At 34.4% G+C, this 15,643-nt stretch carries 14 protein-coding genes; 5 read left to right on the top strand and 9 right to left on the bottom strand.

Features of this window, described 5'->3' with window-relative positions; all coding sequences use genetic code 11:
* Positions 1 to 4: 4 nt before the first annotated feature.
* Positions 5 to 1,408: a F0F1 ATP synthase subunit beta gene (gene atpD, locus X926_RS04110; protein WP_103065122.1), complete on the top strand. Its 1,404-nt coding sequence runs from the start codon at positions 5 to 7 to the stop codon at positions 1,406 to 1,408.
* Between the two features lie 25 nt (positions 1,409 to 1,433).
* The gene (gene atpC, locus X926_RS04105; RefSeq protein WP_103065121.1) at positions 1,434 to 1,832 is read left to right on the top strand and encodes an ATP synthase F1 subunit epsilon; all 399 of its coding nucleotides are present in this window, start codon (positions 1,434 to 1,436) and stop codon (positions 1,830 to 1,832) included.
* A 12-nt stretch (positions 1,833 to 1,844) separates the two neighbouring features.
* Here atpC and X926_RS04100 read toward each other — a convergent pair whose 3' ends face one another.
* The 3 genes from X926_RS04100 to X926_RS04090 are packed head-to-tail and all read right to left on the bottom strand — an operon-like array spanning position 1,845 to position 4,534.
* Positions 1,845 to 2,552: a hypothetical protein gene (locus X926_RS04100; RefSeq protein WP_103065120.1), complete on the bottom strand. Its 708-nt coding sequence runs from the start codon at positions 2,550 to 2,552 to the stop codon at positions 1,845 to 1,847.
* A gap of 3 nt (positions 2,553 to 2,555) precedes the next feature.
* Positions 2,556 to 3,119, bottom strand: a complete 564-nt coding sequence (locus X926_RS04095; RefSeq protein ID WP_103065119.1) for a hypothetical protein — start codon at positions 3,117 to 3,119, stop codon at positions 2,556 to 2,558.
* Entirely contained in the window at positions 3,116 to 4,534 is a 1,419-nt protein-coding gene (locus tag X926_RS04090) for an aminopeptidase (protein WP_103065118.1), read from the bottom strand. The genes X926_RS04095 and X926_RS04090 overlap by 4 nt, the downstream gene beginning before the upstream one ends.
* 350 nt (positions 4,535 to 4,884) lie before the next feature.
* Here X926_RS04090 and glpX point away from each other — a divergent pair, with 350 nt between their 5' ends.
* Complete coding sequence (glpX, locus tag X926_RS04085) at positions 4,885 to 5,913, top strand: class II fructose-bisphosphatase (RefSeq protein WP_103065117.1); 1,029 nt, start codon at positions 4,885 to 4,887, stop codon at positions 5,911 to 5,913.
* Here the strand turns inward: glpX and X926_RS04080 are convergent.
* The 5 genes from X926_RS04080 to lspA are packed head-to-tail and all read right to left on the bottom strand — an operon-like array spanning position 5,910 to position 11,851.
* Entirely contained in the window at positions 5,910 to 6,965 is a 1,056-nt protein-coding gene (locus tag X926_RS04080; RefSeq protein WP_103065116.1) for a lysylphosphatidylglycerol synthase transmembrane domain-containing protein, read from the bottom strand. The genes glpX and X926_RS04080 overlap by 4 nt on opposite strands.
* The gene (locus X926_RS04075) at positions 6,958 to 8,013 is read right to left on the bottom strand and encodes a glycosyltransferase family 4 protein (protein WP_103065115.1); all 1,056 of its coding nucleotides are present in this window, start codon (positions 8,011 to 8,013) and stop codon (positions 6,958 to 6,960) included. The genes X926_RS04080 and X926_RS04075 overlap by 8 nt, the downstream gene beginning before the upstream one ends.
* A gap of 24 nt (positions 8,014 to 8,037) precedes the next feature.
* On the bottom strand, positions 8,038 to 10,446 hold the full coding sequence (locus X926_RS04070) for a DNA polymerase III subunit alpha (RefSeq protein WP_103065114.1): 2,409 nt from the start codon (positions 10,444 to 10,446) through the stop codon (positions 8,038 to 8,040).
* 15 nt (positions 10,447 to 10,461) lie between these two features.
* Positions 10,462 to 11,421: an RluA family pseudouridine synthase gene (locus X926_RS04065; RefSeq protein ID WP_103065113.1), complete on the bottom strand. Its 960-nt coding sequence runs from the start codon at positions 11,419 to 11,421 to the stop codon at positions 10,462 to 10,464.
* A complete protein-coding gene (lspA, locus tag X926_RS04060) occupies positions 11,396 to 11,851 on the bottom strand; it encodes a signal peptidase II (RefSeq protein WP_103065112.1) in 456 nt (151 codons plus the stop codon). Before lspA ends, X926_RS04065 begins: the two co-directional genes overlap by 26 nt.
* Before the next feature lie 165 nt (positions 11,852 to 12,016).
* On the opposite strand from lspA, the gene X926_RS04055 reads away from it, so the two are divergent.
* Positions 12,017 to 13,309, top strand: coding sequence for an O-acetylhomoserine aminocarboxypropyltransferase/cysteine synthase family protein (locus tag X926_RS04055; protein ID WP_103065111.1), 1,293 nt, complete (start codon positions 12,017 to 12,019; stop codon positions 13,307 to 13,309).
* A gap of 74 nt (positions 13,310 to 13,383) precedes the next feature.
* Here the strand turns inward: X926_RS04055 and ackA are convergent, their stop codons facing one another.
* Positions 13,384 to 14,589 carry an acetate kinase gene (ackA, locus tag X926_RS04050; RefSeq protein ID WP_103065110.1) on the bottom strand — a complete coding sequence of 402 codons (1,206 nt, stop codon included), beginning with the start codon at positions 14,587 to 14,589 and terminating at the stop codon, positions 13,384 to 13,386.
* 181 nt (positions 14,590 to 14,770) lie between these two features.
* Between ackA and X926_RS04045 the strand changes: the two genes are divergently transcribed.
* Positions 14,771 to 15,601: a transposase family protein gene (locus tag X926_RS04045; RefSeq protein WP_146255746.1), complete on the top strand. Its 831-nt coding sequence runs from the start codon at positions 14,771 to 14,773 to the stop codon at positions 15,599 to 15,601.
* Positions 15,602 to 15,643 lie beyond the last annotated feature (42 nt).

Below are 15,643 nucleotides of genomic sequence, written 5' to 3'. Positions count from 1 at the left end.
TGCGATGCAAGATCAAAAAGGTAAAATAATATCTGTTATTGGCCCTGTCGTCGATGTGAAATTCCCCGAGGGCCAACTACCTAACGTTTACGATGCTTTAAAGGTAAAAAACGAATACTCAGGAGAAGAATTAGTTCTTGAAGTTGAGCAATTAATCGGAGACGATACAGCTAGATGTGTTGCGATGGATTCTACCGATGGTATAAGAAGAGGGCAAGAAGTTATTAACACGCAAGAGTCTATAAAAGTTCCAGTTGGAGATAGCACATTGGGAAGGATGGTCAACCTTTTGGGGAAACCTATCGATGAAAAAGGAGAGGTTGAAGGGGAAGAGTACTGGCCAATCCACAGGGACCCTCCATCGTTAAATGAACAAGATACATCGATTGAGATTTTAGAGACGGGTATTAAATGTATAGATCTTTTGGCTCCGTTCCCGAGAGGCGGGAAAATAGGATTCTTCGGTGGAGCTGGAGTAGGTAAGACCGTTCTTGTTATGGAACTTATAAGAAATATAGCTAAAGAACACCAAGGGATCTCTGTATTTGCAGGTGTAGGTGAAAGAACCAGGGAAGGTAACGACCTTTGGCTGGAAATGCAAGAGACAGGGGTTATTGATAGCACGGCGTTGGTGTTTGGTCAGATGAATGAACCCCCTGGGGCGAGGTTCAGAGTTCCTCTAACCGCGTTGACTATCTCAGAATACTTTAGAGATAGGCAAAAAAAAGACGTCTTACTTTTCATAGATAATATATTCAGGTTTGTACAAGCAGGATCAGAGGTGTCGGCTTTACTCGGAAGAATGCCCTCTGCTGTAGGATACCAGCCAACATTGGCATCGGATATGGGACAGTTGCAAGAGAGAATAACATCCACAAAAGATGGATCTATTACCTCTGTTCAGGCTATTTATGTTCCTGCGGACGATTTCACGGATCCCGCACCTGCCACTACTTTTGCCCATTTGGACGCAAATATAAACCTTTCTAGGAGACAGTCAGAATTGGGACTTTATCCCGCAGTTGATCCATTAGATTCCACATCAAAGATGTTGGATCCCAATGTAGTTGGCCAAGATCATTACTCGGTTGCAAGAGAAGTCAAAGAAGTTTTGCAAAGGTATGAAGATTTACAAGATATAATAGCGATTTTGGGTATAGAAGAATTATCAGAAGAAGATAGACAGATAGTGAATAGAGCCAGAAGAATTCAAAGATTCTTAACTCAGCCTTTCTTTGTTGCAGAAAGGTTTACAAATTATTCGGGTAAGTATGTTAATGTAGAAGATACTATCAAAGGCTTTAAAGAAATACTTGAAGGGAAGCATGATGATTTACCTGAAAGCGCCTTTTACATGGTGGGTACGATAGAAGAAGCCGTAGAGAAAGCGAAAAAAATGAATGAATGAAGTGTTTGTAAGGCAGGTGGTATAAATATTTAAATTCAAAGTTGTTACCCCAGAAGGGGTAAAGTATGAAGAAGACGTTCAGTATGTAGAATTTAAAACAAAAGAGGGGTCTATGGGAACCTTAACTCAAAGGTTGCCAATAGTGACTTCTCTGAGAATTGCTCCAGTATCGATAAAAAAAGCAGATAACTCAGTTGAGAGTTTCGCCATCCATGGTGGTATTTTGGAGATGACGGGGGAGGAAATGACCATTGTTACCACCGCTGCTGAAAGATCGGAAGATATAGATGTTGAAGCCGCAAGGAAAGCTATGGAAAGTGCCCAAGAACAGATTAAGGCAACGGAAGATCAATTTAAAAAAATAAAATTACAAACAAGAATTGAGAAGAATCTTCTGAGGGTCAATATTTCAAAGAGAAAGTAAATGGCTTTTTAATTATCTTTGAATTAGGTCTATTTTTGTTTTTATCCTCTGCAAATCGTTGTAATTTTTTTCTAAATAATTATCTTTGATAGCCTTTAAATAACTTAAGTTGAGCCAAATTTTTTCCCTTTCTTTCAATGAGGTTCTATCTTCCTCTAGAATAGAAGGGGAAAATATTTTTTGATCTGTTAGAACATATGCAAGCAAATTATTAGCTAAGTCTTGATTGTTGCCAGCCACAGGACTTTTGCTGAATACTAAGTCAACTTCTTGAATCTTCAAAGTTGTTATAACAGCGGGATTTATCATTTCTTCTGGAAGGATAAAAGAGATTTTATAAGAGTTTATTGAGAATAATCTATGAGTTAAACTTCTTTCCTGGTTTATGAAGATAACTTGATTGTTGAAAAGTTTGAGAATATCGTTTTTTAGAAATAGGATCAAATGAATTCCATAAATATTGACAACTTCAGAAATTAAATGTAATTTGCGGTAGGGGATGTTTTTGTTAGATGAGAAAAAAAAGATATAAAAGCCTTGATTAATACCATCAGCAAAATATTTTATTATGCTTTTGGGAGCCAATTTTTTTATTACGTATATACCTAAGCTGTTCTTGTTATAACTTTTCGGTTCTTCATTGATTGTTTTTAAAGACTCAAATAATTCTTTTTTAAGAAAATTATAATGTAGCTTCAAGAACAGATCTTGTGATCTCATTTTTTACCTCAACACCTTGACATCATAGGTGTGAATCGTTTCTTTCAAATCTAATAAATACTTCCCAAAAGAATTGGTATAATTTTTGCTCTTTTTAAAATCGAGTGTGAAATATATAGCGTTTTTGATCACGAATTCGTTTTTGTAATTGGGAACGATGTAGGATACCGTAGATTCGTTTTTCATTGTGTTGATGATTATCGACGGGATTTTTACACTTCTCAAATTTGATTGTATGTGTAAAAGGGCTTTTCTTTCCAAACTTTCAGAGAAGTTCAAAGATAGAACGATTAAATCCACTTGATACAAAAGGTTCAAGAAATAAAATTCAAAATTTAAAGCATCGTTGGTAAAGCCAAAAGATAACAAAACATCTTTTTCTGTTAGGAATCTATTATCCTTGTTTAAGTATGTTTTGTTCCTGTTTATATAACATTCTACATACTCTTTGTTATTGATAGCAATAATCTCAGATTGGTCGTTTAAAGACCAACCTGAGGTTGATAATATTAAATCAAAATCAAAGAATTCCATCGCATTTGCTGAGTTTCCCACAAAAATTTTCATTTTCCAAATTTTTCGTAAAAAGTTTTATACGCCAAATAAGTCTCGTATATATCCGCTTTTGATGCCACTTCATACGGAGAGTGCATCCCCAAAAGCGGCACGCCGGCATCCAAAACGTCCAAACCTTTTTCGGAAAAGAAAAGCGCTATGGTTCCTCCTCCGCCTCTGTCAACCTTTCCCAATTCTCCTATCTGCCAAGATATGCCTTCTTGGTTGAAAAGATTTCTAACTTTTCCTACTAATTCAGCATTTGCATCGTTTGTTCTTCCTTTGCCTCCTGAACCTGTGTATTTCATAAGAGTTATACCGTAACCAAGTTTTGGAGCGTTGGATAAATCATGAGCTTCTTTGTAGTTTGGGTCTACAGCTGCTGACACATCCGCTGAAAGTAAAGTTGAATTTGTAAGGATTTCTTCTATATTTTGAAGTAGTTCTTCTTCTTTTGCCAAAGCGGCAATTTTCTTCAACACGTAGATCCAGAAATGATTTTTTGCACCTGTATTTCCATCGCTGCCGATTTCTTCTTTATCAACTAACAAAACCGCTGGGTTCTTGACGGAAGTTTGTGCATCAATTAAAGCGGTTAGTCCTGTGTAGGCACAGACCCTATCGTCATGACCATAGGAAGCTAAAAGACTCTTATCTAATCCTACATCTCTGGCAGGAAGGGCAGGAACGATTTCCAATTCAGCACTAACTAAGTCTTCTTCTACGATTCCATATTTATCGTTCAAGATTTTCAAAATATTTAACTTAACTGGATTTTTAATCTTATCGGTTTCATCGTAGGAAATGGCAGTAGTACCAATTAGCAAATTCATCTTTTCTGCTTCAAATGCTTCCGAAACCTTTTTATTAGCTAAATCTCTATCGAGATGTGGCAATAAATCAGATATTACAAATACGGGGTCGTTTTCATCTTGACCTATGGAAACTTCTATTTTACTGCCGTCGTTTTTTATTACTACGCCATGTAATTCAAGCGGTATGTTGAACCACTGATACTTTTTTACACCACCATAATAATGAGTCTTTGCCATCGCAATATTCTCATCTTCAACTATTGGTTCGGGTTTCAAATCAAACCTTGGCGAATCTATGTGGGCACCTACTATGTTGATACCATCCTTCAAAGGATTGTTGTACTTGAGAGCGAATACCGCTTTGTCTCTGTTTACAAAGTAAACTTTATCACCTTTCTCTATCTTTCCAGAGTTCACGTAATAAGAAAGAGGTTTGAAACCGTTTTTTTCAAGGAGCTCCACTGAGTATGTAGCTGCCTTTCTTTCAGTTTTAGAAAAGTTGATAAAATCCTTGTACTGTGAAGTATACCTATCGATATCTTCTTTGCTTCTTTTGCTCCATACACTTTTCTTTTGAAAAGTTAAACTTTTTTCTAACTCTGTTAGGTCCATTAGATCACCTCCAATAAAATTTTACCATATTTTTTTGAAAATAAGCACAGTTAAATAATTTTTCATGCAGTTCTGATTTATGAATACTCAAATAATCCGTTTATAAATGATTAGGAAGAAATATTTCGAAATAGAATTGATTACGATGTTTAAACTTTAATTTTCTTCAATTTTATTATTTGTTTAAAAAGTATAAAAATATTATAATAGAAACGCTAAAGAAAGATAAAGTTGCAGGGCGAAAGAGTGAAAACTTCTTAATCCTTATGGGTGGGGAGCGGGGGAAGGGCGCCATCTATAGTTTTGAAATTCCTAAAGATAATAACAAAATTTTGTGAGGAGGGGTTTTTATGGAAAAGAAGATTTATCCAGAGTTGACTATGGATTTTGTAAGGGTTACAGAAGCATCGGCTTTGATGAGTAGTTTATACTTGGGTTGTGGCAATCTGGAAATGATTAAGCATAGTTCCATTGATGCTATGAGAGGTATGTTTGATTACATAGACTTTAAAGGGAATATAGTAATGAGTAAATACGATAAAGAAAATTCAAATATGTTGTACGTTGGTGAAAAAGTGGGTAGTTGGCAAGATAACACTTCTGAAATGGATTTAGCTGTTGATGCTATAGACGGTGTGAAATTAGCTGCTTTCGGTCTTCCAAATGCCATAAGTTGTGTTGCCGCCACCGTGTCGGGAGGTATTAAAATACTGCCGACTTTTTATTCTTTGAAACTTGCTGTAGGTCGTGAATTAAAAGGTAAATTGGATTTGAGAAAACCTATTAAAGAGAATATAAAAATCGCGAGCGAGGTTTTGGGAATTGCACCAACGGAATTAACCTTTGTTATTTTGAATAGACAAAGGCATGAAGAAATTATAGAAGAGATTAAAGAAGCTGGTTCACGAATAAAATTAATAAGTGATGGAGATATTACAGCTGCCATAGCCACCGCGGTTCCCGATAGTGGGGTGGATATCTATATTGGTATTGGAGGAACTCTTGAAGGGATACTTTCGGCTGCTGCTTTAAAAACGCTTGGTGGAGAAATCCAAATGAAATTGTGGGCAAGGGATAGAATTGAAGAGCAATCGATCAAGGAAGAAGGTTGGGACCTTGAAAAGATCTTTTATACCGATGAAATAGTTGGTGGGGAAGATGTAATATTTTCTGCTACGGGTATAACCGATGGAGATCTTTTAAAAGGGGTTAAATTTGTAAAAGGTTTTGCTTACACTCATACACTTACGATGAGAAGTAAGAGTGCAACCGTAAGAAAAATAGAGTCTATGCATAATTTAAAAAATAAAACTATAAGGTTGAAATCTTTGGAAGAGGATAAAAGATTAATCGATTTGAGGAACGAGTATATTAATTAAGTTGAAAATCTTTTTTCTTTTGTCCTTGTCATAAGTAAGATTACCCCTTCAAAGGCTATTTGTAAATAATAAGTTGCAAATCTCCACAACAGTACAGTAGTAGAAACGAATCTTCCAGGCATGAAACTGGCAAGAACGATACCATACAATGCTTCTACCCCACCTGAGGACCCTGGGGTAGGTATGTAATAGACGACAAAGTTCATTATTATAAAAAGTATGAATACTTCAAGAATGCTGTAACTTCCTGACGTAATTGATGATAGTGTAATGTGCAAACCTAAAGAATGAAAAAAAACGATGAAACCTCCAAGTATAAAGTCTATTGTAACTATATGTGCCTTTTCGATCCATAGCGTTTTGATACTTAACTTTAGCTCTTCCAACCAATTTTCTAATTTTTGTAATCTTTGTTCGAATTTCGATTTGTTTTTTAATGGAAATATCTTTAGTAAAAAATTAAACAACTTATATATCAATTTTGGGTTTAAAAATAGTAAAATTAACAAAGCAGAGAACCCTAAAGCGGCTATAATACCAATAATAAGTATATATTTTCCAGTTCCTATTCTGCTTAAAATATTCATTACTCTTCTTATGAAAATTAAGATAACGGCAGAAGAGAACAGTAGATTTTCTACAAGCCTTGACAACACTATATTTGTAGCTAAAGTGGATTCTATTCCTAATTTTGTAAGATGGTATATTTGATATGGTTGCCCACCACTAGCCATCGGGGTAATATTTGACATAAAATAGTATGAAATGGTATTGTATAGGGCATCTTTAAACTTTATTTTTTTGTGAAAACTTAAGGTGACTATGTACAATCTTATTAAATCGATCAAATAAGCCATAGAAAAAACTACAAAAACCTTCACAACAAAGAGTAGATTGATTGTTTTAAGGGTGGCGAAGGTTTCTTGGAAATCAGCAAAAAAAGAGATCACAATGTTGATAACTAAACCAATAATTAAAACAACGATTAGATTAACGATTATTTTTTTTCTACTAAGTGCGTTTTCATTGTCTTTGCCTTTATCCTCAGACATTTTTTCCTCCTGTATGGATTTTTTGCTTTATACCTTCTTCATAGATATTTTTTAATTTTATAAAGGCTTTTTCATCGCTATAATTTTCAAATAAGATGTAAGACTTTTTCTCGTATTCAGCGTATAACTCTTTGTTAATATTAAGCTTTTTGATTGTCTCAACAAAATCTTCTACTAAATTACCAGATAAATAGTATGGAGAAAATATTTGTTTGTAAACTGGTAAATCTCTCAGTACTAAAGGTAAACCACTTCCAGCTGCTTCAATTACGACTAAACCAAAGGTTTCATGAAAGGAAGGGGAAAAGAAAATATCGGATAAAGAATAATAATCGATCATTTTTTCTCTATTTATAGTCCCGGCGAAATTGACATTATTAGGAGCTTTTTTTATCAACTTGTTCATTTCTTCGTAACCTTCGGTGAACTGTTTAAAGGGCATTCCCCCAGCCCAAATGAACTTCATGTTCTTTAATCTTTTAGCGGTTTCCACGAAATCTGTTATACCTTTTCTAGGTTGAATCTGTCCGGCACCCAAAATTATGAAATCATCGTCATTATACCCATATTTTTTTCTTAAATAAGATTTTTGAGTGTCTTTTTCCTCGGGTTTTGTGAGAAACAATTCTTTTATAACAAAGTTTCTAAAGATCACAATTTTATTAGGATTTATCTTGAGATCCTTAATCAATTCATTTTTGGCCTCTTCACTGACTGCTAAAATGCAATCAGAAGAGTTATAGAAATATTTTAAATATCTATTGAAAAAAGGTAACCAAAGCTTGTTGAATTTTATACTCCCTTTCAACGAATTAGGAACTATATGAGCGGAAATGACACAAAAAGAATTTTTCTTATTCTTTAACAACGAAAAGAAGCTTTTTATATTGAGAGTATGAATATGTAAAACATCGTAATTTCCTAAAATTTTGTTCTCGTATATGGTGTAATCACTATATTTTTTTAAGATGTATTTGTGATCCGATGTGGCAGAATACACCCCCTGACCAGGGTATTTCTCAGCTATTGATAAAATATTGATTTTCATTTTTCCCCTTCTCAAAATTGGAATTTAAATGAATTTAATAAGTCTTTTTAGGTTTTTGTTATAAACTTTTGAATAGATCATAGCAGAGTTATCGACTATAAAATCTCTGAAGACATAACTATCAAGGTATACCTTTTTTCTATAAAGATATTTATCTATCAACGTGTTAGATAACCCTTTTTGAGACATTAAACTCAATGGAAATCCTATACTTTCTATTTCGTACTGGGCTAAATCTTGTAAGGTTGTTTCAACCTTTTTAGTTGATTTTTGTTCTATTTCTCCAAACAACGTACTTTTTATATCTTCTAACTGTTGAACTTTTCCTTTCATCCGTTGAGTACTCTCTCTTAGTAGATTTTTACGGTTGTTGTTGAAGTAATCTAATGCGCCTGATTTGATTATTAATTCCACAATATTTCTGTTGATATTTTTGTTTATTATGAAATTAAAAAAATTTTCTAAGCTTAAGAGTTTCGCTTCTTCAAATATCTGAGAAACATTTTTACCTATTCCTTTAATTATATACAAAGGTAGTATTAGCTCTGTTTCACTTGCCAAACCAAATGGATATCTAATGTCTGGCAACTTTATTTTTACACCTAAAACTGATGCTTCATTTATTATATCAACATCGATGCCTTTTATTTTAACATATTCTAAGAAGAAATTGGAAGGATCTTTAAATTTTTTTTCTGATAACCAGTATGTGAGGTGAGCGTAAGCTACCGCATGAGATTTATTAAAGGCATACTGAGCAAAATTTTCTATCTGAGAAAACAATAAAGTTGCTTCTTTTTCGTCTATCTTTTTCGAGACGTTGGTAATAAATTTGTTTTTGAAGGTTGTAATTTTGTCTTTCTCTTTTTTAGATACTGCTTTTCTCAATAAATCTGATTCTTGTGGAGAAAATTCTCCTAAGATTTGAGCGATTTTCATTATCTGTTCTTGGTAAACTAAAACTCCCTTTGTCTCGGGGAAGATTTTTTTCAAATATTCTGGTGAGTCATCATTAACGTATTGATCTATCATCCCAGATTCAAGGGGTCCGGGTCTGTTGATGGCTAATAGTAAGATAAGCTCTTCAAAATTTTTGGGTTTTATTCTTTGGGCTAATTTTTGCCCTAATTTTGAGTCCAATTGGAAGATGCCTTTTGTCAAACCTTTAGATAGGTAATGGAAAGTTTTTGAATCGTTAAGCTCTCGGTACTTTTCTTTTATCTGTAATCTTTTTAAGAAGGTCAATGTGTCCAAAGCTAAAATGTCAAACTTTTCCACTCCTAAATATTTTAAATCAGACATTTCCCATTCTATTATAGGTACTTCCTTTTTTTCCACAGGAGAAAAGGTTCTAAGGTCATTTTGGGAGATTATCAAACCCGCTGCATGAACAGACTCTGCCACTTCTATTCCTTCAAGATAATAAGCCACATAAAAAAAGGTTTTCTCTTTTTGTGATAAAGATTTAAATTTATCAATGTTCTCTTTGCTTCTTATTGGAGCGTTTATTTTGGATTCTAAATTGTATCCAAGTAATTCTTCTGCCTTTTTTAAAGCAGATTTAATTTTCATGGTTGAGTAGGTCCTGATTTGAGAGATCTTGTTTTCTCCAAATTCTTTTTGCAATGCCTTTATTAGATCAACTCTTCTTTCCGCGTCGATATCCAGATCTATATCAGGTAATTCATGCCTGTATTCGTTTAGAAATCTTTCAAAGAGGAGATCGTATTCAATAGGATTCACCTTAGTTATTCCTAATTTATAAACTAAGAAAGAACCTACAGCGGAGCCTCTCCCAGGTCCGACCGAGATGCCATTTTTTTTAGCGGTGTCAACGATTTTTTTAACCGTTAAAATATAATTTTCTACGTTTAGCTTTTTTATGATGTCCAGCTCGTAGGATAGTCGTCTTTTTTCTTCGAGGGTTAGGTCTTTTTGTGAAATAGTATCTGTTAGATTATAGTCAGTGACTTTGTATTCATCAAATCTATAGTTTCCTATATTGTAATAAGTTTCTATATTTGAGAAAATAGATAGTTCATTTTGATATTTTAAACTATCTTTGATGCAAAGAGATTCTTCATCTTTAAATATATCTTTTAAAACGTCAGTTGGGTACTTCACATAGGGAAGTTCAAAATCGATTTTTTTTAATCTTAAGTTGTTTCCTAATCCGTTGTAGTGCATTATAGCTGATCTAATATCGTTGTTTGTTTGCAATAAGTACTTACCATTTGCAGTTTCATATAATATTATTGGCTTAATTCTATACTTTTGGGCATAAACGATAAAACTCACCCATGATCTTGGGTGCGGTTCTGATAGAACTATGCAATTGTACTCATATCTTTTTGCTATGGAGAAAAGGTCCCTTAGCTGAAGATATGATTTGCCAATGCTTTTTGAAGTTATCACAGGTCCTAAGATCTTCAATGGCAGGGCCCTCCATCAAGAATTTTGTCTTTTTAGGTTTGTTAAAGTGATCAATAGATTTTTAAAATCTTCGGGTAAGGGGGCCAAAAATTCCATCCATTCGTTACTTTTTGGATGATAAAAGCCTAATTTCAAAGCATGAAGCATCTGTCTATCTACTGGTATTTGAAGATCTTTTTCGACTTTATTTTTTCCATACAAAGAATCTCCAATTACTGGATTACCGATGTATTTGAAATGCACTCTGATTTGATGTGTCCTTCCTGTTTTCAACCTTATCCAAACCAATGTGGCAAGATCTCCAAATTCTTTTAAAACTTTGTATTCGGTTATCGCTTCTCTTCCGTTGTACACAACAGCCCTTTTATGCCTTAAAATAGGATGCCTCCCCAAGGGTAGGTCTATTTCCCCTTCTTTTTCTTTCAGCGTTCCTTCTATTAGGGCTAAATAGTATTTCATTGTCTTTCTTTCTTTAAATTCTTTTGAAAGTAAGTTATGAGAATAAACATTTTTTGCCACGACCAACACCCCAGAGGTTTCTTTATCCAATCTATGAACAATTCCTAATCTGCTTGGATCTTGCATAGTTTTATCAAGATCCTTTACATGGTACATTAGGGCATTAACCAAAGTACCGCTCTTGATACTCGGTGTTGGATGCACTATCAATCCAGCAGGTTTGTTAATAACGATTAATTCCTCATCTTCATACAGTATATTTAATGGTATATTTTCTGGTAGGATATTTTCTTCTTTAGTTTCTTCTACCAATTCATGAAAATCTATTTGAATTTCTTCCCCTTGTTTAACTTTGTAATGAGGTTTCTTTTGAGACCCGTTGACGGTAATTTGTCCTTTAATTATGGCGTTTTGAATGAGATTTCTAGAAATTTCGGTGGGCATTTTTTGGGCGATGTATACATCAAGCCTCTTTTGTTCATCTTCCTTTTCAACTTTGTACACTCTTTTTTTCATATTTGCTCCTTTTGAAAAAATGGTATAATAAAATCACACCACCAAACGTCACGAATATATCAGCTACGTTGAATATAGAAAAGTTTGGCCAATATATCATATCAACAACGTATCCTAACCTGATTCTATCAAAGATATTACCTAAAGCCCCTCCTATAATAAAAGCTATACCTAAGTCAAAAGACGTAGTAAAAAACTTACATTTTTCTTTATATTTTTCTTTTAAGATAAAAAGAAAAATTACTATTAGTGTAGAGAAGATACCATGAAACAAAGCCATATCTTTAAAAAGTCCAAAAGCGATGCCTGTGTTTTCAACGTAAGTCAACTGGAAAAATCCGATTTTTATGTTTTTTCCCAGAAGAAACGTTTCTGAAAGTTTTTTAGTTAATTGGTCAAAAAAGATAATGATAGGTATAACCCAATTCATTTGTTCAATCCTTTCTTTTCACTTTATTATAGCTGATATTGATTATAACACATTTGCCTTTATTGTTAAAAATTTTATCGCTCGGGCAGCGGGTCGAAGGGTCGCTAACACAAGTTTTAGAGTTTCTCAAATTACTATAATTTTAAACAAATGAGGAGGAAAGATATGGAAGAAAGAATTCACAACTTCGATACTTTAATGGTTCATGCGGGTTTTGAAAAAGATCCAACCACCGGGGCTAACGTAGTACCAATTTACCAGACTTCATCTTATACCTTTGAAGATTCAGCTCATGCCCTTAGGCTCTTCAACATGGAAGAATCCGGGAATATATATACACGTATAATGAACCCGACGACCGATGTGTTGGAGAAAAGGGTTGCTGCTTTGGAAGGTGGTGTGGGTGCTTTAGCCACTTCCTCGGGGCAAGCTGCAGAAGCGATAGCGGTCTTAAACATTATGGAAGAAGGGGATGAAATACTTACAGCAAGCTCTTTGTATGGTGGAACATTCACATTATTTAAGAATTCTTTGAGTAGATTTGGAATAAAAACCCACTTCTTTGACATTGACGATGTGGATAGCTTGAAAAATAAGATAAATAATCGGACAAAGGCGGTTTATGTGGAAACCATTGGTAATCCCGAACTTTCTGTACCTGATTTTGAGCAGATTTCTAAGATAGCTCATGAGAATGGTATACCTTTGATCGTAGATAACACCTTTGCGACACCGTACTTGTGCAGACCTTTTGAATTTGGCGCTGATATCGTTGTTCACTCTTTAACCAAATATTTGAACGGGCACGGTAATTCAATTGGTGGAATTATTGTTGATAGTGGAAATTTCGACTGGAACAACGGTAAATTTAATATGTTAACTGAAGAAGATCCTGCTTTTCATGGGATAAGCTTTTATAAAAAATTTGGAAATGCTGCCTATATCTCAAAAGCCCGCTCCCAATGGTTAAGAGATCTAGGGGCTTCAATAAGTCCTTTCAATTCTTTTTTGATATTGCAGGGCATTGAAACATTGAGTTTAAGAATGGAAAGGCATTCCTCAAACGCAATGAAAATTGCAGAATTCCTATCCGAAGATTCGAGAGTGAGCTGGGTAAATTATCCAGGACTGAAAAATCATAAGGCTCATAAAAATGCGGTTAAATATCTAAAACATGGTTATGGAGGGATGCTTTCCTTCGGAGTAAAAGGTGGAGTAGAAGCTGGGAAAAGATTTATCGAAAGTTTAAGAATATTTTCCCATGTTGCAAATGTTGGCGATGTTCGATCACTCGCCGTTCATCCTGCTAGTACCACTCACGGGCAATTGAGTGAAGAAGAACAGTTGGCTTCTGGGGTAAGTCCTGATATGATTAGACTATCCGTTGGAATAGAAGATATTAATGATTTGATTGAGGATATAGATTCAGCTCTAACTAAAGCAACTAAGAATTATTAACCTTAAAACAAAACTGTAGGGCTAACTTATTAGTTGCTCTACAGTTTTAGTATCTTTATACAAAATTTTAGAATTTAATTTTTGGTTGAAACCAATTCTTTTGTTTCTCTTGCTATCATAAGTTCTTCGTTTGTTGGAACTACCAACACGGTTACCTTAGAATCGGGAGTACTTATGACCCTTTCTAAGCCTTTAAAATTGTTTTTCTCTTTATCTATCTTTACACCAAGGTAAGTTAAATACTTTTCACATATTTCTTCCCTTGTTACCGGAGAATTCTCTCCTACACCGGCGGTAAACACTATAACATCTACACCGTTCATCGCTGCAGCGTAAGCTCCAATATATTTGGCTATCCTGTACTCATAAATGTCAAGTGCAAGACGACAAACTTTATCTCCTTCTAATGCTTTATCTTCAATATCCCTCATATCACTTGAGAAACCTTTCGTTATTCCATAGACTCCACTTTTATTATTCAATATTCCTATAACTTCTTTTGCTGTTAATCCCTCTTCTTGAGCCAGAAATGAAACAATGGCAGGATCTATATCCCCACTTCTTGTTCCCATAACTAAACCCTCTAAAGGAGTGAATCCCATTGAAGTGTCGAAAGATTCACCATTTTTTACAGCGGCAATGGATGCCCCATTTCCAATGTGTGAGGTTATGATTTTAAGTGTTTTTATATCTTTTCCCAATATTTCGGCTGCCCTTCTTGAAACATATTTATGACTCGTACCATGGAACCCATAACGTCGAATCTTGTATTTTTCGTAGTACTCATACGGGATTGCATACAAGAAAGAAGTATTTGGCATAGTTTGGTGGAAAGAAGTATCAAATACCCCAACTTGTGGCACATTGGGTAAAAGGTCCATCGCTGCTTTTATTCCCATGACGTTTGCAGGATTGTGCAACGGCGCCAAAAAAGACATCATTTCAATTGCATCCAAAGACTCTTTGTCAATAATAACAGAAGAAGAAAATCTTTCACCCCCGTGCACCACTCTATGTCCAACTGCATCTATTTCCTTTAGAGATGAAATAACCTTGTAATCTTCAGAAGTCAAGAGATCTAAAACTTCTTTTAAACCTTCTTCATGATTTTTTATAACCTTCTCTATAACATATTTTTCTTCGTTTTTTCTGTGGATAATTCTTGACCCTTCTATACCTATTCTTTCGACCAATCCTTTGGCTAAAACTTTTTCTGTATCCATTTCAAGAAGTTGATATTTAATCGAAGAACTACCTGAGTTGATTACTAAAACTTTCATGTTTTTCCTCCTCACGCAAACGATTTTTTAACCGTTAAATTATACAACAATATAGAAGAAATTTCAAATAAACGCATTAGATAATATTACCTGTCCGTGAAAAAGATTGGTTAGATCATAATTCGATGTCTTTGAAATGATATCATATCCCTGACTCTTTTTGAAAGGAGACAAGGGAAAAATGGAGGCATTCGATATGGAACTAACCAAAAGGTTGATAGAAAAATATTTGAAATCAAGTAAAAAAGAGAAGTCAGAGATTATTTCGAAGTATTGTGAGTTAACAAAAGTAAAAAGAGCTACAGCCGTAAAAAGGTTTGAGAGATATAAGAAGAGATATCTGTTTCAAGAAAGAGACACTCAAAAGAATTCAAAAAAGAGAAGAGGACCAAAGAAGAAGTATGAATCTGTTCATGAAGTGATATTGTGGAAATGTTGGGGATTATCTGGATGTGTTTGTGCTGAAAAGCTTCATCCGATGTTGGAAGTATACATCGAGGAATTGAAAAAGAATAACAGATTTTCACTGTATGAACTTTCAAAGACAGAAGAAGCAAAGAAGGTGTCCTTAGGTACATTGAAAAGAATGGTAAATAGATTCCCTAAGGTATCTACAAAGAAGCATAAAGGTAATGCGTTCATATATCAAAAGGTACCAATTTCAGCAAACTTTGGAAGATATGCTTTTGAAGAGGTAGGATATGTTGAAGTTGATTTTGTAGAACATAATGGAGGATCTAGTGCAGGGCCCTTTGCTGTGACAGCTGTATATACGGATCTTTATTCACAATGGATATCAAGAGCTGCAGGACTTGGTAAAAATCAAAGGAGCGTTGAGAAGATGGATCTTCTTGCTCATACAAAGCTGCCTGTTGATGTCTTACATTATCATCCTGATAACGATAAGACTATACTTAAAGTGCTTTTTGAAAAGGTAAAAGGGAATAACGAAGTTAAACTTTCAAGGAGTAGACCTTACAAGAAAAACGATAACGCTCACGTGGAACAATAGAACGGGGATAAGGTAAGAAAATTGGTGGGGTATTTCAGGCAT

The organism is Petrotoga sp. HWHPT.55.6.3, assembly GCF_002895495.1.
In the GTDB taxonomy this organism is placed as follows: Bacteria; Thermotogota; Thermotogae; order Petrotogales; family Petrotogaceae; genus Petrotoga; species Petrotoga mobilis.
Note: the sequence above shows the minus strand (reverse complement) of the source record. Positions and strands in the feature narration are given on the sequence as shown.